This window comes from Telluria sp. ZT3P39, from assembly GCF_059685935.1.
Genome location: NZ_JCASIH010000024.1, coordinates 24,659 through 49,542, shown reverse-complemented (window position 1 = coordinate 49,542; position 24,884 = coordinate 24,659). Strand labels below are relative to the sequence as shown.

At 67.2% G+C, this 24,884-nt stretch carries 18 protein-coding genes and 2 pseudogenes; 7 read left to right on the top strand and 13 right to left on the bottom strand.

Features of this window, described 5'->3' with window-relative positions; genetic code table 11:
* Positions 1 to 3: 3 nt before the first annotated feature.
* The 12 genes and pseudogenes from AC56LR_RS18190 to AC56LR_RS18135 form a co-directional block, all read right to left on the bottom strand.
* Complete coding sequence (locus tag AC56LR_RS18190) at positions 4 to 978, bottom strand: HDOD domain-containing protein (protein WP_497132366.1); 975 nt, start codon at positions 976 to 978, stop codon at positions 4 to 6.
* 63 nt (positions 979 to 1,041) lie between these two features.
* Positions 1,042 to 1,593 carry an AAA family ATPase gene (locus tag AC56LR_RS18185; RefSeq protein WP_497132364.1) on the bottom strand — a complete coding sequence of 184 codons (552 nt, stop codon included), beginning with the start codon at positions 1,591 to 1,593 and terminating at the stop codon, positions 1,042 to 1,044.
* The gene (gene pnuC, locus AC56LR_RS18180; RefSeq protein WP_497132362.1) at positions 1,590 to 2,183 is read right to left on the bottom strand and encodes a nicotinamide riboside transporter PnuC; all 594 of its coding nucleotides are present in this window, start codon (positions 2,181 to 2,183) and stop codon (positions 1,590 to 1,592) included. The genes AC56LR_RS18185 and pnuC overlap by 4 nt, the downstream gene beginning before the upstream one ends.
* Before the next feature lie 90 nt (positions 2,184 to 2,273).
* Positions 2,274 to 4,415, bottom strand: a complete 2,142-nt coding sequence (locus AC56LR_RS18175; RefSeq protein ID WP_497132360.1) for a S46 family peptidase — start codon at positions 4,413 to 4,415, stop codon at positions 2,274 to 2,276.
* A 227-nt stretch (positions 4,416 to 4,642) separates the two neighbouring features.
* Positions 4,643 to 6,057 (bottom strand): annotated as a pseudogene (locus AC56LR_RS18170) (efflux transporter outer membrane subunit).
* Positions 6,054 to 9,260 (bottom strand): efflux RND transporter permease subunit, encoded by a 3,207-nt coding sequence (locus tag AC56LR_RS18165; protein ID WP_497132358.1) that lies wholly within the window; start codon positions 9,258 to 9,260, stop codon positions 6,054 to 6,056. Before AC56LR_RS18165 ends, AC56LR_RS18170 begins: the two are co-directional and overlap by 4 nt.
* Positions 9,257 to 12,358: an efflux RND transporter permease subunit gene (locus tag AC56LR_RS18160; RefSeq protein WP_497132356.1), complete on the bottom strand. Its 3,102-nt coding sequence runs from the start codon at positions 12,356 to 12,358 to the stop codon at positions 9,257 to 9,259. Before AC56LR_RS18160 ends, AC56LR_RS18165 begins: the two co-directional genes overlap by 4 nt.
* A gap of 46 nt (positions 12,359 to 12,404) precedes the next feature.
* A pseudogene (locus AC56LR_RS18155) lies at positions 12,405 to 13,655 on the bottom strand (efflux RND transporter periplasmic adaptor subunit).
* A gap of 218 nt (positions 13,656 to 13,873) precedes the next feature.
* Entirely contained in the window at positions 13,874 to 15,730 is a 1,857-nt protein-coding gene (gene sppA / locus AC56LR_RS18150; protein WP_497132354.1) for a signal peptide peptidase SppA, read from the bottom strand.
* A 32-nt stretch (positions 15,731 to 15,762) separates the two neighbouring features.
* Positions 15,763 to 17,232: a sodium:solute symporter gene (locus tag AC56LR_RS18145; protein ID WP_497132352.1), complete on the bottom strand. Its 1,470-nt coding sequence runs from the start codon at positions 17,230 to 17,232 to the stop codon at positions 15,763 to 15,765.
* Positions 17,233 to 17,322: 90 nt separating this feature from the next.
* Positions 17,323 to 17,757 (bottom strand): hypothetical protein, encoded by a 435-nt coding sequence (locus AC56LR_RS18140; RefSeq protein WP_497132350.1) that lies wholly within the window; start codon positions 17,755 to 17,757, stop codon positions 17,323 to 17,325.
* A gap of 202 nt (positions 17,758 to 17,959) precedes the next feature.
* A complete protein-coding gene (locus AC56LR_RS18135) occupies positions 17,960 to 19,546 on the bottom strand; it encodes an NYN domain-containing protein (protein ID WP_497132348.1) in 1,587 nt (528 codons plus the stop codon).
* Between the two features lie 224 nt (positions 19,547 to 19,770).
* Here AC56LR_RS18135 and AC56LR_RS18130 point away from each other — a divergent pair, with 224 nt between their 5' ends.
* Positions 19,771 to 20,103, top strand: coding sequence for a response regulator (locus AC56LR_RS18130; protein ID WP_497132346.1), 333 nt, complete (start codon positions 19,771 to 19,773; stop codon positions 20,101 to 20,103).
* Positions 20,104 to 20,109: 6 nt separating this feature from the next.
* Here AC56LR_RS18130 and AC56LR_RS18125 read toward each other — a convergent pair whose 3' ends face one another.
* Entirely contained in the window at positions 20,110 to 20,529 is a 420-nt protein-coding gene (locus AC56LR_RS18125; protein ID WP_497132344.1) for a DUF1810 domain-containing protein, read from the bottom strand.
* Between the two features lie 63 nt (positions 20,530 to 20,592).
* On the opposite strand from AC56LR_RS18125, the gene AC56LR_RS18120 reads away from it, so the two are divergent.
* From AC56LR_RS18120 to AC56LR_RS18095, 6 genes are all read left to right on the top strand, one after another.
* A complete protein-coding gene (locus tag AC56LR_RS18120; protein WP_497132342.1) occupies positions 20,593 to 20,841 on the top strand; it encodes a DUF3820 family protein in 249 nt (82 codons plus the stop codon).
* A 42-nt stretch (positions 20,842 to 20,883) separates the two neighbouring features.
* Positions 20,884 to 21,549 (top strand): GTP cyclohydrolase II, encoded by a 666-nt coding sequence (gene ribA, locus AC56LR_RS18115; RefSeq protein ID WP_497132340.1) that lies wholly within the window; start codon positions 20,884 to 20,886, stop codon positions 21,547 to 21,549.
* 62 nt (positions 21,550 to 21,611) lie between these two features.
* Entirely contained in the window at positions 21,612 to 23,072 is a 1,461-nt protein-coding gene (locus AC56LR_RS18110; protein WP_497132339.1) for a S1 family peptidase, read from the top strand.
* A gap of 8 nt (positions 23,073 to 23,080) precedes the next feature.
* On the top strand, positions 23,081 to 24,043 hold the full coding sequence (locus AC56LR_RS18105) for an FHA domain-containing protein (protein WP_497132338.1): 963 nt from the start codon (positions 23,081 to 23,083) through the stop codon (positions 24,041 to 24,043).
* A gap of 94 nt (positions 24,044 to 24,137) precedes the next feature.
* Positions 24,138 to 24,584: a hypothetical protein gene (locus AC56LR_RS18100; protein ID WP_497132336.1), complete on the top strand. Its 447-nt coding sequence runs from the start codon at positions 24,138 to 24,140 to the stop codon at positions 24,582 to 24,584.
* A 21-nt stretch (positions 24,585 to 24,605) separates the two neighbouring features.
* A complete protein-coding gene (locus AC56LR_RS18095; protein ID WP_497132334.1) occupies positions 24,606 to 24,827 on the top strand; it encodes a hypothetical protein in 222 nt (73 codons plus the stop codon).
* Positions 24,828 to 24,884 lie beyond the last annotated feature (57 nt).

The following is a 24,884-nucleotide window of genomic DNA, read 5'->3' as shown; positions in this document are numbered from 1 at the left end:
CGCTCAATCGCCGAGATCCTCCAGCTTGCCGAGGCAGCGGCGCTGGAAGCCGTTCAAACCGGTGGCCACGAAAGCGCTTTCCGGCTCGATCACGCCGGCGTCGAGCAGCAGGCGCAGCTTGGCGATGCGGTCGCCCTGGGCCAGGGCCTGCGCCAGGTGCGGCGTCGCCGCCGCATCCGGCTCGTTCGAGCATGCGATCGCCTCGACCACGTCGGCCGGGAAGTCCCAGTGCCGGGCAATCACCGACGACAGCTGGCGGCTGGCGGCAAACAGTTCGATCCCGAAGGCCCCGGAGGCCGGCACCCTGCCTTCGCCATGGCGGTCGGCGACCTGGAAGGCCACCTGCAGGCCCACGTTCTGCATCAGGCCGGCCAGGTAGGCTTCGAACACGCTGGCCGACAAGCCGGGCGCCATCACGCTGGCGGCAAAGGCGCAGCGTTCGGAATGGCGCCAGAGGTTCGGCGCCACCGCGCGCGCGACCCCTTGCGTCTTGACCCGCACCAGCGGCCGGAAGGCGATCCGCGCCAGCAGCATGCGCAGGCCGTTCAGGCCCAGCATCGCGACTGCGCCGTCGAGGGTCTCGATCGGCTTGACCGGCCGGTAATATGCGCTGTTGGCTTCGCGGATCACTTCGGCGACCAGCACCAGGTCGCGCCCGACTTCGGCCGCGACCGCGGCGCTCGAGATGTTCTCGTTCGACAGCGCGTTGAGCAGTTGCGTGATCAAATCCGGAATGCGCGGCACCAGGCCGGACGCATTTTCGGGATCGTCCGCCAGCGCGCGCACTTCCGCCAGGATCGCCGCTTCCGTTTCGGGGGTGGAGTTGCCGCGGCTCGAGGCAGTCAGCCAGCGGTAGAAGGCGGCGTCGATATCGGAGACCGCGTCATCGCCGTCCACGACCGCCGCCGGGCCGGGGCCGGCGGACGTGCCGGTCTCCTTGCTGGTGCCGCCTAACAAGCGGTCTATCCATTTTTTCACGGTACACCGCCATCGGTAGAAGAAAAAAATTATTCTAATACCATACAGCAACAAATCCTAGCACTAAGAAGCGTTTCCTTGACCTGCGGCGTTGCCAGGAAGCCCCAGCAATGCTTCTACCTGCCGCAGCCGGCGGTCCAGTTCCCCCTCCAGCAGCAGGTAGGGGATCCCACGCGACGCCAGGGTCTGCACCAGCATCCGGTGCACGTTCTGGCGCACTTCTTCCGATTCACGCTGCAGGCCGTCCGGTTCCCAGGGGCTGTCGGGCGCCGTCACCAGGGTCCAGGCATAGTCGTGGCGGCTGTCCAGGCGTGCCAGTTGCGGATCCACCCTGCCCCAGTACTGGCGGCTGTACAGTGCCGTCATCAGGGGCGTGGTGTCGCAGAACAGGAAGCGCGCCGCACGCGCGGCGGCGGCGTCTTCGCGCGCGCGCTGCGTGCAGGCGATCGGATACTGGTCGCTCTCGAACGGCACTCTAGCGTGCAGGTCGACGAATTCGCGCAGGTATTCGGGCACCCATACGGTTCGATAGCGCGCGGCCAGCGCCTCGGCCAGCGTCGACTTGCCGGACGACTCGGCGCCCAGCACCGCGATGCGCAGGACCGGGGCCGTCATGCGTCCTTCCTTGCGATGTTCGACCAGGCGCGCAGGCCGGTGTAAGCCAGCACCACGAACAGGGCATACAGGAAGGCGGTCAGGTTCAGGCCCTTGTAGACGTACAGGCCGACGTAGAGCACGTCCACCACGATCCAGACGATCCAGTTCTCGACCTTCTTGCGGCCCAGCAGGAGCTGGCCCACCAGGCTACCGGCGGTCAGGAAGCCATCCGCATGGGGCACGTCGGTGTCGGTATAGTGGTCAAGAAAAGAAGACAGCAGGATGAAGCCCGCGACCCAGGCGGCAATCGCCCAGCCCCAGGCGGCGCGCTTCAAGCGCGTCACCACCAGCGGCTGGTCGCCCGCGCCGTGCAGCCACTGATACCAGCCCCACACCGAGGCGGCGATGAAGACGAACTGCAGGCCCATGTCGCCATACAGCCTGGCTTCGAAAAACACGACCGCATACGTGGCGGACGACGCAATCGAGAACAGCCAGGCCCAATGCTTCTGGCGGATGTTGAGGGCAACCGTGGTGACCGCCAGCAGGAAGGAAATCAGTTCCAGCGGCGTGGTGGTGAGCCCGGCGAGGGTAAGCGGTTCGTTCATGGGGTCCAATCGGAAGACGCCGGATGGTAACAGCAAAAAGGCCATGGCGGTTGGTCACCGCCATGGCCCTTCAGGTGTCGAAAACCCGGATTACTTCTTCGGGTATTTGATCGTCATTTCCTTGAGCAGGTTGTCGGCCTGGTCGACTTCCTTCATCACCCACAGCATGTAGCGGATGTCGACGTGGATCGCGCGCGTGATGGCGCTGTCGAAATACCAGTCCTTGGTGATCGATTCATAGGTCGAATCGAAGTTCAGGCCCACCAGCTCTCCGCGCTTGTTGAGAACGGCCGAACCCGAATTGCCGCCGGTGGTATCGGCGCTCGACAGGAAGTTGACCGGCACGGTGCCCAGCGCCGCATCCTTGAACACGCCGTAGCGCTTCTGCTTGATGGCGTCCGTCAGCGCGGCGGGCACGATGAACGGGTCCTTGGTGGTGGTCTTCTCGACGATGCCTTCCACGGTCGTGAACGGGCCCTTCACCAGGCCGTCGCGCGGCGAGTACGGCGCCACGGTGCCATAGGTCACGCGCAGCGTCGAGTTGGCGTCCGGGTAGACCGGCTTGCCCTGCGATTTCTTCCATGCGATCACCGCGCTCATGTACTGCGGGATGACGCGCTCGAGATTGCCTTCGAGCTCATTGCGGCGGTTCTCCAGGACCATGCCGGTGTCGTGCAGGCGCACTGCCAGCTGGATGAACGGGTCGTTCGATTTGCGGAAGGCGTCCGGGTCCTTGCCGATCCAGGCCAGGCGCCTGGCGGTGTCGCCCAGTTCGCTCGCCTTGAACATCGCGCCCAGCGCATTCGGCGCCGGCAGCAGCGCGTCCAGGCCTTGCGGGCGGACCTTGGCGTCGATGCGCGCATAGCGCGCCAGGGCGGCGCCGTAGCGCGCTTCGTCCACGCTCGCCACGAAGGACTGCTCGAGGCGGGTCAGGCGCGCCTTGATGAAGGACAGGTCGCGTTCCTGGTAGCCGCTCTCGCGCTGAGGATCCGGCTTCTGGCGTTCCAGCGCCAGGCGGTACAGGGTGCGCGCGCTCTTGAGCAGGTCGCTGTGGGTCGCTTCCGCCCAGGCGGCTTCCTGGCGCGACTGCGCCATGTCCTGTGCGATCACGGCGTCCAGCTCGCCCAGCAGGTTCCTGGCGCCGCCGGCGCTGCTGCGCTTGTGCCAGGCACGGAACTCGGCGTCCTGCACGTCCTTGATGGCGGCGATGTCCTTGCGCGCGAAGCCGTCCATCAGGCCCTGGGTTTTCTTGAGCACGTTGTTCAGGCTCTTGGCGACGCTGGCATAGCGCACGTCCCAGGCCGGGTTGCCCTGGGTCGCGGCGGCGATCACCGACAGGTCGGCGGTGATGCTCGCGGCCTTGGCCGGGAAGTCGATGTCGCGTGCGAAGCGGATCTCCTGAGGCAGCTTGTAGCGGCTGGTACGGCCCGGATAGCCGGCCAGCAGGATCGGGTCGCCGTTCTTCAGGCCTTCGGCGGACACCACCAGGAAGTCTTTCGACTTGTAGGGCACGTTGTCGGGCGAAGGATCGGCCGGGCGGCCATCCTTGCCGACATAGGCGCGCAGGAAGGAATAGTCGCCGGTCTGGCGCGGCCATTCGTAGTTGTCGATGTCGCCGCCGAAGTTGCCGATGCGGTCGGACGGCGCGTACACCAGGCGCACGTCGCGGATCATCAGCTGCTTGATGCGGTAGTACTCCAGGCCGCGGTGGAAGGCCGGCACCGAGCAGCGGACCGATTTATCGGTCTCGCATTCGGCGATCAGCGACTTGATGCGCGACTCCACCAGCTCGTGGCGCTCGCGGCCGCTCATCGAAGGGGACAAGCCCTTGAGCACGCGGTCGGTCACGTTCTCGACCTTTTCGGTCACGTAGACCAGCGTGTTCGGGCCGCCCGGCAGCTCTTCGGCGCGGGTCCTGGCCAGGAAGCCGTTGATGATGTAGTTCTTTTCCGGGGTCGCATTGCGCTGGATGGCGCCGTAGGCGCAGTGGTGGTTGGTGACCACCAGGCCGTCCGGCGAAACGAATGAGGCCGAGCAGCCGCCCAGCGACACGATCGCGCTCATCGGATGCTTGCCCAGGTCGGCCAGCTTCTCGGCCGGCATGGTGATGCCGATGCGCTTCAGTTCGGATTTGAGTTGCGGCAGCTGGTGCGGCTGCCACTGGCCTTCATCGGCGACAGCATGGGCGCCCAGGCCCAGCAGGGCGACAGGCAGAACGATGGATTTGAACAAAATGAACCCCAGGAAGGAAAGAAAAAGCAGCCGGGAGTATAACTTTGTTATATCCAGGATGGGTCGTTTTCTGCTGTCTTTACGGGGCGTGGCTCATAGTGAAACGGCATGCCTGCGTTGTAGGGTGGTCGGGTCCCCCGACCGCGCGTTCAGCCAGATCGAGCGCCGCCGCAATGCATGCCGGCCGTGAACGCGCGGTCGGCACAGCCGACCACCCTACGCCCCAATCACATCGCAGGCTGCCCCACCCGCCACCCGCCACCCAGCGACTGGATCAGCGCCACCGCCGCCGCCTGGCGGTCGGCCTGCACCTGCACCAGCGAGCGGCGCGCAGCCAGCGCCGTGGCCTGGGCCTGCACCACTTCCGAATAGCTCACCTGCCCTGCCCGGTACCGGTTCATGATCTGCTGCTCGACCTTGTCGGCGGCCTCCGAGGCGACTCGCCGCAGTTCCTGCTGCTGCTCCAGGATGCGGGTGGCCGTGAGCTGGTCTTCCACGTCGGCGAAGGCCGCGAGCACGGTCTGGCGGTAGCGCGCTACGGTCGCCTGGTGGCGCGCCTCGGCGCCGGCCACGCCGGCGCGGGTGGCGCCGGCATTGAAGATCGCCTGCGCCGCCCACAGCCCGAAGGACCACGCCGCATTCGACACCGACAGCAGGTCGGACACGCGGCTGCCGCCCGTGCCCAGGGCCCCGGACAGGCCGATGTTGGGGAAATAGGCCGCGCGCGCGATGCCGATCTCCGCGTTCGCGCTAGCGACGGCGCGCTCGGCGGCGGCGATGTCCGGACGGCGCTGCAGCAGCGTGCTTGGCACGCCCACCGGGACCGCCGGCACGGTCGAGCGCCACTCGCCTGCTGCCGCCAGCGTGAACTCGCTGGGCGCCTTGCCGACCAGGACCGCGATCGCATGCTCGAACTGGGCGCGCTGGCGCACGAGCGACAGTTCGTCGTTGCGGGCATTGGCGAGCTGGGTCTGCGCCTGCAGCACGTCGGTGCGGGCGACGATGCCGACATTGAAGCGGTTCTGGGTGATCTGCAGCTCGCGCTCGTAGCCGCCGATGTGCGCACCAGGAGCGCGCGCTGGGCGTCGAGCGCGCGCACCGCAAAATAGTTGGCCGCCAGTTCGCCCTGGGCAGCCAGGGTCGCGCTGGCCAGGTCGGCCGCCGAGGCGTCCGCGCCCGCTCGCGCGCTGGTGACGCCGGCGCGCAGCCGTCCCCATACGTCCGGCTCCCAGCTGCCGCCCAGGTTCAGGCGGTAGGAACTGTCCGCCCCCTGGTTGCGCACACCGGACCGGTCCGCGCTCAGGCCCAGGTTCACGGTCGGGAACAGCGCGGCCCGTTGCTGGCTGACCAGCGCGCGCGCCTGCGCGTAGTTGGCTACCGCCACCGCCACGTTCTGGTTCGAGACCGCGACGCCGGCGGCTAGGGCATTGAGCTGCGCATCCTGGAACAGCTCCCACCAGGGGCCGCGCTCGAGCGCGTCGGCCGGTGCTGCCTGCACCCAGCCCTGCGCCTCCTTGAAGGCCGCCGGCTCGGGCGTCGTGGGCCGCTGGTAGTCGGGGCCGACGGCGCAGCCGGTTGCGAGGAAGGCCGCGAGGGCGATCAAGGTGAGACGGAAGCGCAGAGGCGTGTGCATGGAGGTCATGGTTTTACCGGGGTCGGGTCGCCATCGAAGGAATGGCGGGTCAGCTCGCGCTCGTCAGGCTTGCGGGTGCGCAGCTTGTCGAGCAGGACGTAGACGACGGGCGTGGTGAGCAAGGTCAGTACCTGGCTGGCAATCAGGCCGCCGATGATGGCGATGCCCAGCGGCCGGCGCAGCTCGGAGCCTTCGCCGAAGCCGATCGCCAGCGGCAGGGCGCCCAGCGCGGCGGCCAGCGTGGTCATTAAAATCGGGCGGAAGCGCAGCATGCAGGCTTCGCGCACCGCTTCCATCGCCGAGAGGCCGCGCGCGCGCTCGGATTCGAGCGCGAAGTCGATGATCAGGATCGCGTTCTTTTTCACGATGCCGATCAGGAGGAAGACGCCGATCAGCGCGATGATCGAGAACTCCATCCGGAACAGCAGCAGCGCCAGCACCGCGCCCACGCCGGCGGAAGGCAGCGTCGACAAGACGGTCACCGGGTGCACCAGGCTTTCGTACAGGATGCCCAGCACGATGTAGATGACCACGATGGCCGCCAGGATCAGCAGCGGCTGCTCCTTGCTCGATTCGTTCGCCGCGCGCGCGGTGCCCTCGAAGCTGCCGCGCACATTGGTCGGCATGCCGATCTCGGCTTCGGCCTGTTTCACCGCCAGTTGGCCGTCTTGCAGGTTGACGCCCTCGGCCAGGTTGAACGACACCGTGGTCGCCAGTTCGCCGTCCTGGTGGTTGACCGAGGTCGGCGTCGAACTCTCGGCGAAGCTGGCGATCGCCATCAAGGGCACCATGGTCGTGGCAGTGCCGGAGAGCGCCGAGCCGCTGGAAGGGTCGCGCGCGGCGGTCAGGTTGGCCGTAGCCGCGCCGTTGCTTGCGCGCGCCGGCACGTAGACGTCGCGCAGCGCTTCCGGCGACTGCGCATAGCGCTGCGCCACGCCCATGATCACGTGGTACTGGTTCAGCTCATCGTAGATGTTCGCCACCTGCCGCTGGCCGAAGTTGTTGTAGAGCGCATTGTTGATGTCGCGGGTGCCGACGCCGAGGCGCGAGGCGGTCTCCTTGTCGATGGTGACGAAGGTCTCGACCCCGTTCTCGGCCTGGTCGGTGTCGACGTCGGTCAGCGCGCCCTGGCGCTTCATGCTTTCCGCCAGGCGCGTGGCCCATTGCTTCAGGTCGGCGGCGTTGTCGCTTTTCAGGGTGTACTGGTAAGTCGAGTTGCTGGAGCGCCCGCCCATGCGCAAGTCCTGCACCGGGTTCAGGAAGATCGACACGCCGGTGACGCGCGCCAGCCGGGGGCGCAGGCGTGCGATCACGGCCTGGCCGGTGTCGCCCTCGGCCCGGTCGCGCACGGGTTTCAGGTTGATGAACATGAAGCCGCCCCCTGCCCGCCCGCCGCCCGTAAACGCCACCACGGTATCGACCGCCGGGTCGCGCTTGATGATGTTCACCAGCTGGCGCAGCTTGCCCTGCATTGCCTGGAAGGAGATGCTCTGGTCGGCGCGGATGCCGCCATTGAGCTGGCCCGTGTCCTGCTGCGGGAAGAAGCCTTTCGGGGCGGCCGCGAACAGGTAGACGTTCAGGGCCACCACGAAGCCGAGGATCAGCATCACCAGGGCGCGGCTAGCGAGCGCCCAGTCGAGCGAGCGCTCGTAGCCTCGCAGCACGCGGTCGAACCCGTTCTCGGACCAGCGCGCCAGGCGTCCCGGCTGTTTTTCCTTGTCGTTCTTCTTGAGCAGCCAGGCGCACATCATCGGCGTGGTGGTCAGCGAAATCACCAGCGAGATCATCACCGCCGCCGACAGGGTCACGGCGAATTCGCGGAACAGCCGGCCCACCTGCCCGCCCATGAACAGCAGCGGAATGAAGACCGCCACCAGCGACAGCGAAATCGAGAGGACGGTGAAACCGACTTCGCGCGCGCCCAGCAGCGCCGCCTGCATCCGGTCCATCCCGGCCTCGATATGGCGCGCGGTATTTTCCAGCACCACGATGGCGTCGTCGACCACGAAGCCGGTGGCCACCGTCATCGCCATCAGCGACAGATTATTCAGGGAAAAGCCCAGCATGTACATGACGCCGAAGGTCCCCAGCAGCGACACGATGGTCGCGACCGCGGGAATGATGGTGGCGCGCACGCTGCGCAGGAACACGCTCACCACCAGCACCACCAGCAGGATCGACAGCACCAGGGTGAATTCGATCTCGTGCAGCGAGGAGCGGATGGAATTGGTGCGGTCCGAGGCCACCTGCAGCTTGACGTCGCCCGGGAGCTGGGCCTGCAGGACCGGCAGCAGCGCGCGCACCCCGTCCACGGTGTCGATGACGTTGGCGTCCGGCTGGCGCGTGATCAGGACGATCACGGCCGGCTCGCCATTGAACAGGCCGAGCGTATTCACGTTCTCGACGCCGTCGATCACGTCGGCCACGTCCTGCAAACGGATGGCGGCGCCGTCGCGCCAGGCCACCACCAGGTCGCGGTATTCAGAGGCACTGCGCCCGCCGTTGCCGCCGGCCGGCTGCGAATAGATCTGCAAGCGGTTGCCATTGGCTTCGATCGCCCCCTTGGGGCGGTTGGCATTGGTGGCCTGGATCGCGGCGCGCACGTCTTCGCTCGACACGCCGTATTTGTTCAGCGCGTAAGGCAGCAGCTCGACCCGCACGGCGGGGAGCGAGCCGCCGCCGATCTCGACTTCGCCCACGCCTTTTACCTGGGCCAGGCGCTGCTGCACCAGGTTCGAGACCGATTCGTAGATCTGGCCGGGCGAACGCGTTTTTGAAGTCAGCGCCAGGATGATCACCGGCGCGTCGGACGGGTTGGCCTTGCGGTAGGTCGGGTTGCTGCGCAGCGTGGCCGGCAGGTCGCTGCGCGCGGCGTTGATCGCGGCCTGCACTTCGCGCGCGGCCGAGTCGATTCTCCGGTTCAGGTCGAACTGCAGGCTGACGCGGGTGGAGCCGTTGCCGCTGTTCGAGGTCATCTCGTTGACGCCGGCGATCACGCCCAGGCGCCGCTCCAGCGGCGTGGCCACGCTCGAGGCCATGGTCTCCGGGCTGGCGCCAGGCAGCGAAGCCGATACCGAGATGGTCGGATAATCGACCTGCGGCAGCGGCGAGACCGGCAGCACGAAGAAGGCGGCGATTCCGGCCAGCGCGATCCCGATGGTCAAGAGGACGGTCGCGATCGGGCGCTCCACGAAAGGGCGCGACAGGTTCATGCGCCGACCCTTCCCGGCGCCTTGCTCGTTCTGCGGCGCGCGAGGCGATCGAAGGCCAGGTAGATCACCGGCGTGGTGAACAGGGTCAGCAACTGGCTGACGATCAGCCCGCCGAAGATGGCCAGGCCCAGGGGACGGCGCAGCTCGGCGCCCTCGCCCCAGCCCAGCATCAGCGGCACCGCCGCGAACAGCGCGGCCAGGGTCGTCATCAGGATCGGGCGGAAGCGCAGCAGCGCGGCCTGGCGGATCGCGTCCAGCGGGCTTTTCCCGCCGTCGCGCTCGGCCTCGATCGCGAAGTCGATCATCATGATCGCGTTCTTCTTGACGATGCCGATCAACAGGATGATGCCGATGATGCCGATCACCCCCAGGCCTTGCCCGGTCACCCACAGCGCCAGCAGCGCCCCCACGCCGGCCGAGGGCAGCGTGGACAGGATGGTCAGCGGGTGCACATAGCTTTCGTACAGCACGCCCAGCACGATGTAGACGCAGACCACGGCGGCCAGGATCAGCCACAGCTGGTTCGACAGCGACGCCTGGTAGGCGCCCGAGGCGCCGAGGAAGGTCATGGTGACCGATGCCGGCATCCTGATGGCTTCGGCGGCGTCACGGATCGCGTCGACCGCGGTGCCCAGCGAGGTGCTTGCGGCGGTATCGAAACCGATGGTGGTGGACGGATACTGGGCCACGTGGGTGATCTGCAGCGGCGCTTCGCGCTCGGTCACCCTGGCCACCGCCGCCAGCGGTGTCGGCTCGCCGGAACCGGTACGCAGCTGCAGCCGGCCGAGGGCCTCGATCGACATCGCCTTGTCCTGCTGGGCTTCCAGGATCACGCGGTACTGGTTGGTTTCGGTGAAGATGGTCGAGACGATGCGCTGCCCGAAGGCGCTGTAGAGCGCGTCATCCACGGAAGCGGCCGTGATCGACAGGCGCGAAGCGGTGTCGCGGTCGATGTCGATGAAGGCGGCAGCGCCCACGGCGCCGGCGTCGCTGGTCACGTTGCGCAGCTCTTCGCGCCTGGCCATCTCCGCTACCAGCTTTTTGGCCCAGGTATTGACGGTGGCGCTGTCGGCGCCCTCGATCGACAGCCGGTACTGGGTCGGGCCGCTTTCGGCGTCGATGGTCAGGTCCTGGGTCGGCTGCACATACATGGTCACGCCGGCGACCCTGGACACGCGCTCGCGCAGGCGCGCCATGATGGCGTCCTGGGCACCAATACGGTCGCGCTTCAGGTTGATCAGCATGGTGCCGGTATGCAGCATCGTGTTGTTGGCCGCGTCCACGCCCACGTAGGAGCTCAGCGACTCCACGGCCGGGTCCTGCAGCACTTCGCGTGCGGCGGCCTGCTGGAGCGTGGCCATGTCGGCATACGAGATCGACTGGCGCGCCTGCAGGCGCGCCTGCAGCTGGCCGGTATCCTGGGTCGGGAACAGGCCTTTCGGGATCGCCACCCACAGCAGCGCGGTCAGCACCAGCGTGCCCAGCGCCACCAGCAGAGTCAGGCCCTGGCGCGCCAGCACCCAGCCCAGCGCCACGTCGTAGCGCTGGATGATGCGCTCAAAAAAGGCCTGGGTCTTCCGGGCCAGCTTGCCCGGCTGTTCGTCTTCATGGTTTTTCAACCAGCGTCCCGCCATCATCGGCACCAGCGTCAGGGAAACCACGGCCGAGATCAGGATGGTCACCGCCAGCGTCACCGCGAATTCGCGGAACAGGCGGCCTACCACGTCGCCCATGAACAGCAGCGGGATCAGGACCGCGATCAGGGAAACGGTGAGCGAAATGATGGTGAAGCCGATCTGCGCCGCGCCCTTGATGGCGGCGGCCATCGGCTTTTCCCCCTCTTCGATATAACGTGCGATGTTCTCGATCATGACGATCGCATCGTCGACCACGAAGCCAGTGGCGATGGTCAGCGCCATCAGCGACAGGTTGTTCAGGCTGTACCCCATCAGGTACATGACGCCGAAGGTGCCGATCAGGGAAATCGGCACCGCCAGGCTGGCAATGATGGTGGCGCGGATGCTGTGCAGGAAGGCGAAGATCACCAGCACCACCAGCGCCACGGCCAGCAGCAGTTCGAGCTGCACGTGATGGACCGAGGCGCGGATGCCGGCGGTGCGGTCGCTCAGCACGTCCATGCGCACCGAGGCCGGCAGACCTGCCTGCAGCTCGGGCAGGCGTTCCTTGATGGCGTCCACGGTGGCGATCACGTTGGCGCCCGGCTGGCGCTGCACGTTCAGGATGATCGCGGGTTTCAAATTGGCCCAGGCGCCGATGCGCACGTTCTCGGCGCTGTCGACCACGCGCGCCACGTCCTGCAGTCGTACGGGGGCGCCGCCGCTGTTTCCATTCCTGTACGAAACGATCAAATTCTTGTAGTCGGGGACGGTGACCAGCTGGTCGTTGGCATTGATCGCGTACGAGCGCGTGGGGCCGTCGAAATTACCCTTGGCGCTGTTGGCATTGGCGGCCGTGATGGCGCTGCGCAGGCTGTCCAGGCCCAGGCCGTAGGAGGCCAGCGCCCCGGTATCGGCCTGGATGCGCACCGCGGGACGCTGGCCGCCGGACAGACTGACCAGGCCCACGCCCGAGACCTGGCTGATCTTCAGCGCCAGTCGCGTGTTGACCAGGTTCTGGACTTCGGTCAGCGGCAGCGTATCGGAGGTGATCGCCAGGGTGAGCACCGGCGCGTCGGCCGGATTGACCTTGGCGTAGACGGGCGGCGCAGGAAGGTCGGCCGGCAGCAGCGAGCCGCCGGCATTGATCGCGGCCTGCACTTCCTGCTCGGCCACGTCCAGGGTCTGGCCCAGGCCGAACTGCAGCGTGATCACCGACACGCCCGAGGCGCTGGTGGAACTCATGCGCGTAAGGCCCGACATCTGGCCGAACTGGCGCTCCAGCGGCGCGGTGACGGTGCGCGCCATGACTTCCGGGCTGGCGCCCGGATACAGGGTCTGGACCTGGATGGTCGGGAAGTCGACCTGCGGCAGCGCCGACAGCGGCAGGAAGCGGTAGCCGACCATGCCGGCCAGGACGATGGCCAGCATCAGGAGAGCCGTGGCGACCGGGCGGCGGATGAAGGGGGTGGAAGGATTCATCAGGCGTTCCCGTGCCGCGCATTAGCGCGCGCGTAACCCGATTCCATCATTGCGGCGCTCCCTGCCTCTGGCGCCGGCCTTCGCCTTGCCTGGCGCCCGCCGGCCGGTCACCCGGCAAGGTCACCTTGGCCCCGTCGCGCAGCCGGTCCGCCCCTTCCGTGATCACCTGCTCGCCCACCTTCAAGCCGGTCGCGATCTGGATCTTGTCCACCGTCGCCTGCCCGCGCGTGACGGCGCGCTGCGACACCGTCTTGTCCTTCGCATTGAGCACGTAGACGAAGTCACCGTTCGCGCCATGGCGCAGGGCCGTCACCGGCACCACCACGGCGTCGTCGATGGTGTCGAGCTGCAGGCGCAGGTTGACGAACTGGCTCGGGAACAGCTTGTTGTCCGTATTCGTGAAGCGGGCCTTGGCGCGCACGGTGCCGGTCTGGACGTCCACCTGGTTGTCGAGGGCGAAGAAGCTGCCCGTGGCCAGGGTGGCGGTGCGGGTGCGGTCCAGGGCAATCGCCGGCAGCCTTGCCTTTTGGGCGATGCGGCCCTGCAGGGCCGGGACGCCGTCCTGCGGCACCGCGAACTCGACGTCGATCGGCGAGAGCTGGGTAATCACGGCGATGCCATTGGCGTCGCCACTGCCCACCAGGTTGCCGATATCGACCGTGCGCAGGCCTACGCGCCCGGAGATCGGCGCCTTCACCTGCGTGTAGCTCACGTTCAGTTGGGCCAGGCCTTCGGCGGCGCGGTCGGTCATCACCGTGCCCTCGAGCTGCTTGACCAGCGCGGCCTGGGTATCGACTTCCTAGCGCGCGATCGAGTCCTGTTCGAGCAGGGTGCGGTAGCGCGACAGGGTCAGGCGCGCGCTTTCCAGCTGGGCCTGGTCGCGCTGGCGCTGGCCGCGCGCCTGCAGCAGCGCCATCTCGAAGGGACGGGCATCGACCGTGGCCAGCACCTGCCCTGCCCGTACCATCTGTCCTTCGTCGAAGCTGATCTTTTGCAGCACCCCCGAGACCTGCGGCCGCACGGTGGCCGTCGCGGCGGCCACCACCGTGCCCAGGGCGTCGATGGTGACCGGGATGTCGAGCAGCTCGGCCTTTGCTACGCCGACCGTGGTCGCCCCGCCGCCGCGCCCTCCCCGGCCACCGCCTCCCCCGCCACCGCCCGGTCCGCCGCCACCCGCGCGCTGTCCTGCCGCGCCCGGTGGGCCGCCGGCGCCGCCGGCGGCCGGCCGGTGGGTCAGGTACCAGGCCAGCGCGGCCAGGCCGATCATGGCCAGCACGGCGACGACGGTACCGACCAGGCGCTTCTTGCGCTGGTGCGGCGCAGGCGGTGGACTGGTGAGGGTGGACTTCGGGGAAGGATTGCGCGCACCCGTTTGTTACAAGGGCGGGACAGGCCTGGAATCGATGCACACCCATGCCGCTGCTTCCGGGGCGTAAACGGAAAACGGGCGCGGAAATCGCTCCGCGCCCGTCTTTTGTGCTGTCGTATCCGGTTACAAACCGGCTACAAATCTCTTCACGGCGTGCCGCACAGGCAGTGCGTGACGGCCGCGAAGGGCTTGCGGCCGTCGGCCACGTCCTTCAGGAAGGCCATGTCCTGCATCACCTGCGCCGCCGGGCCGGCCGGCAGCGCGGCATCGATCAGCCCGAGCTTCACCTGGATGGTCAAGGCCTGCACGCTCGAGGCGCCCATCATGTTCAGGAAACGCTCGACCTTGTTGATCGGACGCTCGACATAGGCCACGCGGTAGTCCGCGCCCAGCCTGGCGCGCTTGGCCGCCGAGTTCAGGGCGTCGCGGTAATTGCCGAGACGGTCGACCAGGCCGCGTTCTTTCGCCTGGGCGCCGGTCCATACCCGGCCCTGGCCGACTTCGTCGATCTTCGCGGGCGTAGTCTTGCGCGCTTGCGCAGCCTTGGTGGTGAACTCGCTGTAGACGTGGTTGATGCTGCTCTGGATCAGCTGCGTGAAGCGCGGGTCGATCGGGCGCAGCGGGTTGTAGGCGTCGGCCAGCCAGGTGGTGGTGTGGCCGCCCGTATGGATGCCCAGCTTGTCGCTGACCTTCTCGGCCGTCGGCAGGATGGTGAACACGCCGATCGAGCCGGTGATGGTGGCCGGGTCGGCGATGACTTCGTCGGCCGCCATCGAGATCCAGTAGCCGCCCGATGCCGCGACGCTGCCCATCGACACCACCACCGGCTTGCCGGCGGCGCGGGTCAGTTCCAGCTCGCGCCGGATCAGCTCCGAGCCATAGGCGCTGCCGCCGGGCGAATCGACGCGCAGCACGACGGCCTTGACCTGCTCGTCCTCGCGGGCCTGGCGGATCAGGTTGGCGGTGGTGATGCCGCCGACCACGCCCGGGCCGCTGCTGCCTTCGGTGATGTTGCCCGAGGCGACGATCACGCCCACCGCGTCGCCGAAAGGTTTCTGCGGGTGGCGTTCGAGGTAATCCAAGTAGCCGACCTGGCGGAAGGACTTGATGCCGTCGTCATAGACGCCGCGCTTGACCAGCATCTCGCGGATCTCGTCGCGGGTCTTGAGGCCGTCGACCAGCTTGATGTTCCGTGCCGCCTGGGCCGCGCTGCCGCTGGCCGCTTCCATTTGCTGGGGCAAGGTCTCGATCCATTTGGCGACCGCGCCGGCCGGGAGTTTGCGGTTCTTCTCGACCTGCGCCGTGTAGTCCGCCCACAGCGCGTCGTACAGGAACTTGTCGGCTTCCTGGGCCGCCTCGGACGGGCCGTTGGCGATATACGGCTCGGCGAAGCTCTTGTAGGTGCCGACCTTGATCAGGTTCACGGTCACGCCCAGCTTGTCGAGTGCGTCACGGTAGTAGTTGCGGCGTCCGCCGAAGCCTTCGATCATCACCATGCCCATCGGGTGAACATAGACTTCGTCGGCGTGCGACGCGACCAGGTAGCGCTTCTGGTCGTACATCCCGCCCCAGGCGACGACCTTCTTGCCGGATGCCTTGACGCGGTCGATGCCGGCGCCGATCTCGCGCAGCATGGCCATGCCGCCGCCATCCATCTGGTCGAGCAGGAGCACCACGGTGGTGATGTGCTTGTCCTTGGCCGCTTCATCGAGCACGCGCAGCACGTCGCGCAGGCGCACGCTGCGCTTGCTGTCGCCGCCCACGCTGTCGAGCAAGGTGTCCTGGAAGCTCGATTCGTGCTGCTCGACCAGGTCGCCTTTCAGTTCGAGCACCAGCGCGCTCTTGTCGCCGATCGGCTTGACGCCGCCGGAAAATAGCGCGAACAGGATGAAGAGCGCGATCAGCAGGAACAGCAGATTCATCACCGTGCGACGGGTAATGTCCACCGCATTCCACACCATGCGCAAGCCGCGTCCCAGCGCACTAAAGGGTTTAAAAGCCATCAACACTCCACAGGTCAGTAAATTAGTTTGAATCAGGCCGCAAGGGCAGCAGTCCCGGCTTTTTCCTTGTACGAAATCGCATACAGTCCGGCATATACCAGTATGCCATTTACCATAAGCAATTCCAGCCCGAGGCGGTAAGAACCAAGCAGGTGTTCCTGATTGTACTCAAGGAGGGCGCAAAGAATCGGTGCGCCGATCGTAATAAACGGCACCAGGCTGTCGTTCAGGCTGCGGCGCGTCATCATGCCGAAGGCGAACAGGCCCAGCAGCGGCCCGTAGGTATAAGCCGCCAGCTTCAGGATGACCACGATCATGCTCGGGTTGTCGGCCAGCTTGAAACCCATCACCAGGAACAGGAAGATGCCGGCAAAGCCCAGGTGCACGCGGCGGCGCAGGCTTTCCTTGGCCGCTTCCGTCATGTCGGTGCGGCGCTTGATGCCGAGGATGTCGATGCAGAACGACGAAGTCAGCGCCGTGATGGCGCCGTCCGCGCTCGGGAACAGCGCAGAGATCAGGGCGATCAGGAAGATGATCTGCACCGTGGCGGGTAGATGGCCCATGACCACGGCCGGGAAGATCTTGTCGCCGGTGGCGGTCACGCCGGCCACCGGTGCATACAGGTACAGCAGGCCGCCCAGGAACAGGAAGCTCATCAGCACCACGACCAGCACGGCGGTGAGCGTCAGCAGGTTCTTCTGCGAATCCTTGAGCGTCTTGACGGAAATCGTCTTCTGCATCATTTCCTGGTCCATGCCGGTCATGGTCAGCACGATGAAGATGCCGGCCACGATCTGCTTGAGGAAGAAATTCGGGCTGTCGAAGTCCAGCGTGAAGATGCGCGCCAGGCCTTGCGACTGCATCTGGTTCAGGCTTTCCGGGATCGACATGCCCAGTTCGCCCAGCAGGAACCAGACGCAGGCGAACAGGCCGAACAGCATGCAGGTGGTCTGCAGGGTGTCGGTCCAGACGATGGTTTTCACGCCGCCCTGGTAGGTATACATCAGGATCATGCCGAGAATGACCAGGGTCGTGATCCAGAACGGGACGCCCAGGCTGTCGAGGATGATGGCCTGCAGGATGTTCACGACGAGATAAAGGCGCGCGGTGGCCCCCAGCAGGCGCGAGATGATGAAGAAGCCCGCGCCGCTCTGGTAGGCGCGGCGCCCGAGGCGCACGTCGAGGTAGTGGTAGATCGAGGTCAGCCCGAGCCGGTAGTACAGCGGCAGCAGGATATAGGCCACGGCAATGTAGCCGAACACGTAGCCGATCAGGATCTGGGCGTAGCCGAAGGCGTCTTTCCCCACCGCGCCGGGCACGCTGATGAAAGTGGCCCCGGACAGCGTGGTGCCGACCATGCCGAAGGCGACCAGCATCCAGTTGCTGCTCTTGTTACCGATGAAGAAGCTGTCGTTGTTGGCGTTGCGGGAGGTGGCCCAGGCTACGGCGAGCAGGAGCGCGAAATAGCCGATGAGGATGCAGAACAGTAGTACCGGTGACATGGAATTCCAATGCGGTTGTCGTTTCGCCCAGCAATATACACCCAAGCGAAGTCACCGGGAATGGCGTCCGGCCCGACGAAGCCCGCCGGCTCAGGCTTCCTCGCCCTGCACCCGCCGGAAAGGCCCGATGCAGGTCTCCATGGTTTCGTCGGCGCACATCAGGAACAGCGCGCCCGACGGGTGGAAGCGGATGAAATTCGTGGCCCTGGTGCCGACCTTCATGATGGCGCCGGCGCAGTCTTTCTTGCCGTTGTCCCTGGTGATCTGGTCGTCGAGCCGGTAGAAGCCCTTGGCGCTGGGCTTGTCGGGAATGCGGTATTCGCTCTCGGAGACTTCTTCGGCGCTGGTGACGAGCGTGGTGCCGTCGGCGCGGAAGCGGTAGGTTTCCGAGCAGCTCAGGTCGGGCAGGTTCAGCTTCCAGATGCCGAGGATGGGATGGTCGGACGGGGGTGCGGCATGGGCGGGGGCGGCCAGGAGCAAGGGCAAGGCCAGGACTGCAGAAGAAACCGCGGCAAATACGCGCATGGCAGGCTCCCGTGGACGTTCGTGCGGGGCGGATGCCCCGTCAGCCCGCGTGGGCGGGCGATGACATTATTACATTGGGGGCTTGGGGGTGGCGCACGGGGTGCGTCGGATATGCTCACCACTGGCGAGCATGACTTGCCGCGCAGGCGGGAACAACACCACTGGTGTTATTCCCCCCACGTTCGTACCGCAGGCGAAAGACTTATTCCTTCGCCTTCGCCGGACGACGCCCACGTGGTGCAGCGCTGCGCGCCGCCGGTTTGCGGGCGGGACGCGCCGCCTTCTTGCGCACCGCGACGCCTTCGGCGACGTTGCCATCGACATCGTCGCTGGTATCGTCGTCGAAATCGTCGTCCGCATCGTTCGCAGGCGCAGGCGCCGGGGTCACGGCGGAACGGTACGAGGTCTTGGCCGCCGGTACCGGCTGGGCCGGCGCCGGTGCGCTTTCAGGAGCAGCTGGAGTTTCCGCTGCGGCTGCCGCAGCCTTGCGGGCCGCGGGCTTGCGCGGCGCGCGGCGGCGTTCCTTGGCCGCAGTAGCTGCTTCGTCCGCCGGGGCTGGCGCCTCGGGCGCCGGTTCCTCGACTGCCGGCGCATGGGCCGCAGGCGCCTCGGCTACCTCGATCTCGGCATCCGGCACGGCCGCCTTGGCTGATTCGCCACGGCCCGCACCCTTGTTGCGCCCGCCCCGGCTGCGGCGACGCGCGTCCGGCTTGTCTTCCTGTTTCTCGTCCGGCTCGGATTCCACCAGCACGGCCAGGTCGGTGTCCGGCTCGGCCGGCTCCGACGCGACGGCGTCGAAGGCCGCCGGCGCCGCTTCGCCACGTCCGGAGCCCTTGTTGCGGCCACCGCGGCTGCGGCGGCGCGGTTCGCCCCGGCCTTCGGCGGCATCGCCCTCGTCCGCCTGTGCGCCCGCGTCCTCGTCGCCGCTATCGGCAACCACCACCAGCTCCGGCGCCGGCATCGCCAGCGAGGCGTTGGCGCTGCGGAAGACATAGGTGCCGGATTTCTCGTCGCGGCCGAATTCGAACAGGCCGCGCGTCTGCGCTTCTTCGAGCAGGTTGCCGAAGGTGCGGAAGCCGTAGTAGGTCTCCGAGAAGTCCGGGCGGCGGCGCTTGAGGGTGTCCTTCAGCAGCGAAGCCCAGATCTTGCCGGTGTCGCCGCGCTCCGAGGTGAGCGCGTCGAAGGTCTCGACCACCATCTCGAGCGCCTGCACCTTGCGCGCCTCGAGTTCTTCCTTGCGCTTGTCGTCGGTCGGACGGCGGTTGTTCTGCGGGGCGGCCTTGCGCTCGTCGCGCTTGGCGGCGGCGCGGCGCACTTCGCGCACCAGGTCGTCGTAGAAGATGAATTCGTCGCAGTTCGCCACCAAGAGGTCGGAAGTGGACTGCTTGACGCCCACGCCGATCACCCGCTTGGCGTTTTCGCGCAGCTTGGAGACCAGCGGCGAGAAGTCGGAATCGCCCGAGATGATCACGAAGGTGTCGACGTGCGACTTGGTGTAGCACAGGTCGAGTGCATCGACCACCAGGCGGATGTCGGCCGAGTTCTTGCCGGACTGGCGCACATGCGGGATTTCGATCATCTCGAAATTCGCCTCGTGCATCGGGGCCTTGAAGGCCTTATAGCGGTCCCAGTCGCAATAGGCCTTCTTGACGACGATGCTGCCCTTGAGCAGGAGGCGCTCGAGCACCGGGCGGATGTCGAATTTTTCGTAATTGGCGTCGCGCACGCCGAGCGCGACGTTTTCGAAGTCGCAGAACACCGCCATGCTGATGTTGTCGGAAGAAGCCATGAGTTGTTTTTTTCTGGTAATGAGTGAACGAGCTGACGCTGAATTATACGCAACACGCTTCCCCATGGCGTCTTGCGCGCATACGGGGCGGGCGTGAGGGGACAAAACCGCCCGCAGGTTTGCCCGTTGCATGTATGCTATTTACGGCAGTAACTCCCTATAATGCCCGATCGGCACCGTTCACCCTCTTCATTTTCGCTCAACCGGCAGGCCCCACCCGAACCATGCTCCCTCCCCTGGCCATGCTGCTGGAAGTGTCGGGCCACGCGGTCCAGGTCGAACATGGGGCGCTGGCGGGGTTGGAGCGGGCGCGCAGCATGGCGCCCCAGGCCTGCCTGCTCGACATCGGCTTGCCCGAGATGGACGGCAAGGAGCTCGCGCGCCGCCTGCGCGCCGATCGGGCGACGGCCGGCGCCACCCTGGTGGCCATCACCGGCTACGGCCAGGACAGCGAGCGCGCGCAGGTCATGGCGGCCGGCTTCGACCACCACCTGGTCAAACCGGTCGACCTGGAGCAACTGGAAGCGATCCTGGCCGGCCTGGGCCAGGGTGGCTAGTCGGTCTCACAGGCGCGCCAGCGTCTCGTCGTCCGGCTCGCCGTCGAAATACTTGTCGATGCAGGCCTGGAACACCGCCTCGTCCGGCGCGACGTCGGCGAACAGGGTCATCGACGACTGGAATTTCATCGTATCGGGATGGCCGAAGATCTGTTCGGCCGTCGGGCCGTCGAGGGCGGCCACGATCGATGCGCATTCGCGCAGGCGCGGCCCCAGCACCGGATGCTCGAGATAGGCGGCGGCCTCGTCTCCATTGCGCAGCGCATAGCGGCGCGCCATCTCGCTGTGCCCGAGCCCGGCAATCTGGGGAAAGATGAACCACATCCAGTGCGTGCGCTTGTGCCCGGCGCGCAGCTCGGCGACCGCCGTGCCGTACACCGGCGCCTGCGCCTCGACGAAGCGCTCCAGGTTGAATTCGGTTTCCATGATTTTCCCCTCCCTGTCGGACAAATGCTACAACGTTCCCCGGATTTGCTAAAGTGCGGCACGATGAACAGCGAACACCTCACCCTCCTGCTGGAACGCGAGATGCCCTTCGGGAAGTACCAGGGGCGCAAGATCGCCGACCTTCCCGGCCACTACCTCGGCTGGTTTGCCCGCGAAGGCTTCCCGCGCGGCGAACTGGGCCAGCTGCTGGCCCTGATGTACGAACTCGACCACAACGACCTGCGCGGCTTGCTCGACCCGCTGAGGAGGGACGGCCGGGGCCGGCGCACGGCTGGGGCGGATTTCCGGTAAACTACACGGCTACAGCAACACGCTCCAACCACGAGAAACGCCATGCCCGCCATGCCCACCCTGCCCGCCAGCGACCAGCTGCTCGATTACGTCACTTCGTGCGCCCTGCCGACCCCGTGGGCGCAATTCACCCTGCACGCATTCGTCGAGCATTCCACCGGATCGCCGGCCGCCGGCAAGGAGCACCTGGCGATGGTCCTGGGCGACATCGGCGACGGCGAACCGGTGCTGGCGCGCGTGCATTCCGAATGCCTGACCGGCGACGTATTGTTCTCGCAGCGCTGCGACTGCGGCGCCCAGCTCGAAGGCGCGCTGCAGCGCATCGCCGAAGAAGGCCGCGGCGTGCTGCTCTACCTGCGCCAGGAAGGCCGCGGCATCGGGCTGCTCAACAAGATCCGCGCCTACCGCCTGCAGGAAGCCGGCGCCGACACGGTCGAGGCCAACCTTCAGCTGGGCTTTCATGCCGACGCCCGCAACTACGAATTGTGCCAGCCGATGCTGGCGCATTTCGGCGTGCGCTCGCTGCGCCTGATGACCAACAACCCGCGCAAGATCGCCGCCCTCACCCGCCTCGGCATCGAAGTGGCCGACCGCGTGCCGCTGCTGGTCAACCGCAACGCCTTCAACAACAGCTACCTGGACACCAAGCAGGCCAAGCTCGGTCACATGATGACCCCGGACGCCGTCGCGGAGCCCGGCACGACCTAACGCGCGCGTGCACCGGCTATCCGGTGGCAAGATAGGGACTCGTCTTGCTATAAAGTGAATGCATGAAACGGAAAGCCGTTGCCTTGCTCCTGACTTGCCTGGCCGGCGCCGCCGCGGCGCAGGCCCAGCGGCCAGCCCGCCCTGCGGCGGGCGCGGGGCCGATTGCCAACCGCCCTGCCGGCCCGTCCCTTCCGCCCGCCGCCACGCCGCCTGCCGCCCCACCCCACCTGCCGCCTTCCGCGCCGCCCGGCCTGACCCCGTCCGCCCCCGCGCCCGGTGAAGTCGATGCCCAGGAAGCCCTGCCCCTGCCCTCGTCGGCCGCGCAAGATTTGTATGCCTCGGCGCGCGGCGACCTGCTGCAGATCCGCATGCTGCTCAAGAACGGACGCACCCAGTCCACCGTCGGCTCGGGCTTCCTGGTCGGCACCGGCAACCTGGTGGTGACCAACTACCACGTGGTGTCGCAACTGGCGCTCGACCCGGACGTGTACACGGCCGAATTCGTGGACACCGACGGCAACAGCGGCCCGGTCGAGCTGATGGCGGTGGACGTGCTGCACGACCTGGCCGTGGTGCGGGTCGACCGCAAGGGCAGCGGCTTCTTCAAAGTGCCGGAACGCCCCCTGCGCCTGAACCAGGGCCAGCGCCTGTACTCGCTCGGCAATCCGCTCGACCTCGGTTTTGCGATCTCGGAAGGCGCGTACAACGGCGTGGTCACGCGCAGCTTCTACGACCAGCTGATCTTCAGCGGCACCATCAATTCCGGCATGAGCGGCGGTCCCAGCGTGACCGGCAACGGCCTTGTGGCCGGCGTCAACGTCTCCAAGCGGCGCGACGGCGAATCGGTCAGCTTCCTGGTGCCGGTGAAGTATGCGCAGGAGCTGCTGCGCAAGGTCGAAGCGCAGCTGCGGCCCCCGAAGGACTTCAACCCCGTGATCGCCGGCCAGCTGCTGACCCACCAGCGCGCCATGGTCGACCGCCTGCTCGAGGAACCGCTGGCCATCAAGAGCATGGGGCCCTACCTGGTGCCGGTGCGCGAATCGGGCCAGCTGCGCTGCTGGGGGCGCTCGAACGTGAAGGCCGCCACCGCCTATACGTCCGACGCGATGAGCTGCGCGATGGAAGCGGCGGTCTACGTGTCGGCGGCCCAGCAGACCGGGCACGTGTCGATGACCCACCAGTACATCCGTTCCGACAACCTGCACCCGCTGCCCTTCGCGGCGCTGGCCAGCCGCTTGTTCAAGACCGACCAGCCGCGCGGCGCCGGCGACGCGCGCCTGACCAAGCCGCATTGCACCGAGCAGTTCGTGCACACCCGCACCCTGCCGCTGCGCGCGGTGACCTGCGTGCGCGCCTACCGCAAGTTCGAAGGCCTGTACAACTTCACCCTGCTCACGGCCAGCACCGATGCGGCCGAATCGAGCCTGCAAAGCCGGCTCGATATCTCCGGCGTCTCCTATGACAACGGCATGCGCGTCACGCGCGCCTTCCTCGGCGCCTTCGGGCGCAACCTGCGCCGATGACGGAGCCTATGCAAGGCCCGTGGACCATCGAGATGCTGGCCCGGAACGGCGAGGTGCTGCACCGGCACCGCGCCACGCGCCTGCCGATCCGGGTCGGGCGCGCCTACGACAACGATTTCATCGTCGACGACGATTATGCGGCGGCCCACCACGTGGAGATCGACGCCGGGCCCGATGGCGCCCTGGTGCTGCGCGACCTCGGCAGCCGCAACGGGGTGGTGCATGCCGGGCGCCGGGTGCAGCAGGTGCGCATGCAAGGCGACACCGTGGTGCGCATGGGCCATACCTCGCTGCGGGTGCGCCCGGCCGGTTTCCCGGTGCCGCCCGAGATGGTCGACCGCACCATGCACGGCTGGGAAGGCCTGCTGCCGGGCGCCGCCGGCGTGCTGCTGGCGGCAATGGTGGCGCTGCTGGTGGCCTGGCTGCTGGACGCCCAGCCCTTCGAGCTGCTGTATTACGTGCAGGCGCCGGCCTGGGGCATCGGCGCGGCGCTGCTGTGGAGCAGCCTGTGGGCTTTCCTGAACCGCCTGTTCGGGCGCCATGCGCGCCTCGGGCGCCACCTGTTCATTTTCGGCTGCGGGGTGGCGGCCCTGGTCGGCGTGCGCTTGCTGGGCAGCGTGGTGGCCTATGCCGGCTCGTTCGAATGGCTCACCCGCTACGGCTCGCACGCGGCGGTGGCGACCGCCGCCGGCATCATCTATTTCCACCTCGCGACCATCCGCCCCCCGCTGCGGCGGCGCCTGCGCGCGCTGTGCGCGGCCGTGGCCCTGCTCGGTTCGGGGCTGGTGCTGATCGCCAACGAGCAGCGCCATGGGCGCACCGCGGACGAGCTGTACATGTCGGTGCTGCTGCCGCCGCAGCTCAGGGCCAGCCCGGATGCGACCGTGGCCGAGTACATGGGATCGGTCGCGGCAATGCGCGCGGACATCGACGCGGAGCGCGCCGGCCACGCCGCAAGGGGCGGCAACTGACAAGCCCGCGCGCCTGCAAGCAGCCATGCGCCCCGCTTTGACAAGCACCAACGGATGGCCGATCATCGCTCATCCTGCCCAAGCCCCCGAGCCGATGAACACCAACCGAAGCAAGCGTGCCGCCGCCATGGCCTGGATCCTGTTCTGGACCCTGATGGTGCTGGTCGCGGTCGAGGATTACCGGCGCGACGGCGGCAGCGGCTGGTGGCAGCCGGTGCTCGGGGAGCTCTTGTCGGCGCTGGTCGCGACGCTCCTGCTGCTGGCCCAGCGCCGCGCAAGCGCGCGCCAGGCGCTGCTGCTGCCTTTGTACTGGATCGGCTTCGTGCCATTGGTCTTCGGCATCCGCCATGCGGTCCATGCGCTGGCGGGCATGCCGTACCGGCACGAAGCCTGGCCCCAGCTGTTCGTATATGAATCGCTGAAAATCACCGTCTTCGCCGGACTGTTCACGGTGATCGGCTTCGGCCTGCTGTCCTATCGCGAGCTGCTCGGCGCGCGCCTGCGCGCGGAGCAAAGCAATGCGCTGGTGCGCGAAGCGTAACTGCAGTCGCTGGCGCGCCAGATGCAGCCGATGCGCATCGCACCGGGCGTCGAGGCAGTGGTCCTGGTGGTGCTCACGCTGACGCTGAGCTTCGGGCTGTTCGAGATCGTGCGCCGGATCGGTGTGCTGCGGCCCTTGTTCGGCCTGGCGTCCCGCCCCAAGGCACGGGCCGGGGGCCGGCTGGCGGCACGGCAGCCTGCGGCCGTACCGGATGAACTGGCCGCGGGCGCAACCGGGGGCTGATGCTGTTCAGTTAAACGTAAGGTGGCCGGGGTCGTTCAGCTCCGATGTGATCTGCCA

Excerpts from the sequence above, each read along its gene's own strand:
- ribA (WP_497132340.1), top strand. The coding sequence starts at position 20,884 with ATGCCCGCCATGCCCACCCTGCCCGCCAGCGACCAGCTGCTCGATTAC.
- AC56LR_RS18095 (WP_497132334.1), top strand. The coding sequence starts at position 24,606 with ATGCAGCCGATGCGCATCGCACCGGGCGTCGAGGCAGTGGTCCTGGTG.
- AC56LR_RS18165 (WP_497132358.1), bottom strand. The coding sequence starts at position 9,260 with ATGAACCTGTCGCGCCCTTTCGTGGAGCGCCCGATCGCGACCGTCCTC.
- AC56LR_RS18125 (WP_497132344.1), bottom strand. The coding sequence starts at position 20,529 with ATGGAAACCGAATTCAACCTGGAGCGCTTCGTCGAGGCGCAGGCGCCG.
- AC56LR_RS18135 (WP_497132348.1), bottom strand. The coding sequence starts at position 19,546 with ATGGCTTCTTCCGACAACATCAGCATGGCGGTGTTCTGCGACTTCGAA.
- AC56LR_RS18140 (WP_497132350.1), bottom strand. The coding sequence starts at position 17,757 with ATGCGCGTATTTGCCGCGGTTTCTTCTGCAGTCCTGGCCTTGCCCTTG.
- AC56LR_RS18105 (WP_497132338.1), top strand. The coding sequence starts at position 23,081 with ATGCAAGGCCCGTGGACCATCGAGATGCTGGCCCGGAACGGCGAGGTG.
- AC56LR_RS18120 (WP_497132342.1), top strand. The coding sequence starts at position 20,593 with ATGAACAGCGAACACCTCACCCTCCTGCTGGAACGCGAGATGCCCTTC.
- AC56LR_RS18130 (WP_497132346.1), top strand. The coding sequence starts at position 19,771 with ATGCTCCCTCCCCTGGCCATGCTGCTGGAAGTGTCGGGCCACGCGGTC.
- AC56LR_RS18185 (WP_497132364.1), bottom strand. The coding sequence starts at position 1,593 with ATGACGGCCCCGGTCCTGCGCATCGCGGTGCTGGGCGCCGAGTCGTCC.
- AC56LR_RS18110 (WP_497132339.1), top strand. The coding sequence starts at position 21,612 with ATGAAACGGAAAGCCGTTGCCTTGCTCCTGACTTGCCTGGCCGGCGCC.
- AC56LR_RS18160 (WP_497132356.1), bottom strand. The coding sequence starts at position 12,358 with ATGAATCCTTCCACCCCCTTCATCCGCCGCCCGGTCGCCACGGCTCTC.
- pnuC (WP_497132362.1), bottom strand. The coding sequence starts at position 2,183 with ATGAACGAACCGCTTACCCTCGCCGGGCTCACCACCACGCCGCTGGAA.
- AC56LR_RS18145 (WP_497132352.1), bottom strand. The coding sequence starts at position 17,232 with ATGTCACCGGTACTACTGTTCTGCATCCTCATCGGCTATTTCGCGCTC.
- AC56LR_RS18100 (WP_497132336.1), top strand. The coding sequence starts at position 24,138 with ATGAACACCAACCGAAGCAAGCGTGCCGCCGCCATGGCCTGGATCCTG.
- sppA (WP_497132354.1), bottom strand. The coding sequence starts at position 15,730 with ATGGCTTTTAAACCCTTTAGTGCGCTGGGACGCGGCTTGCGCATGGTG.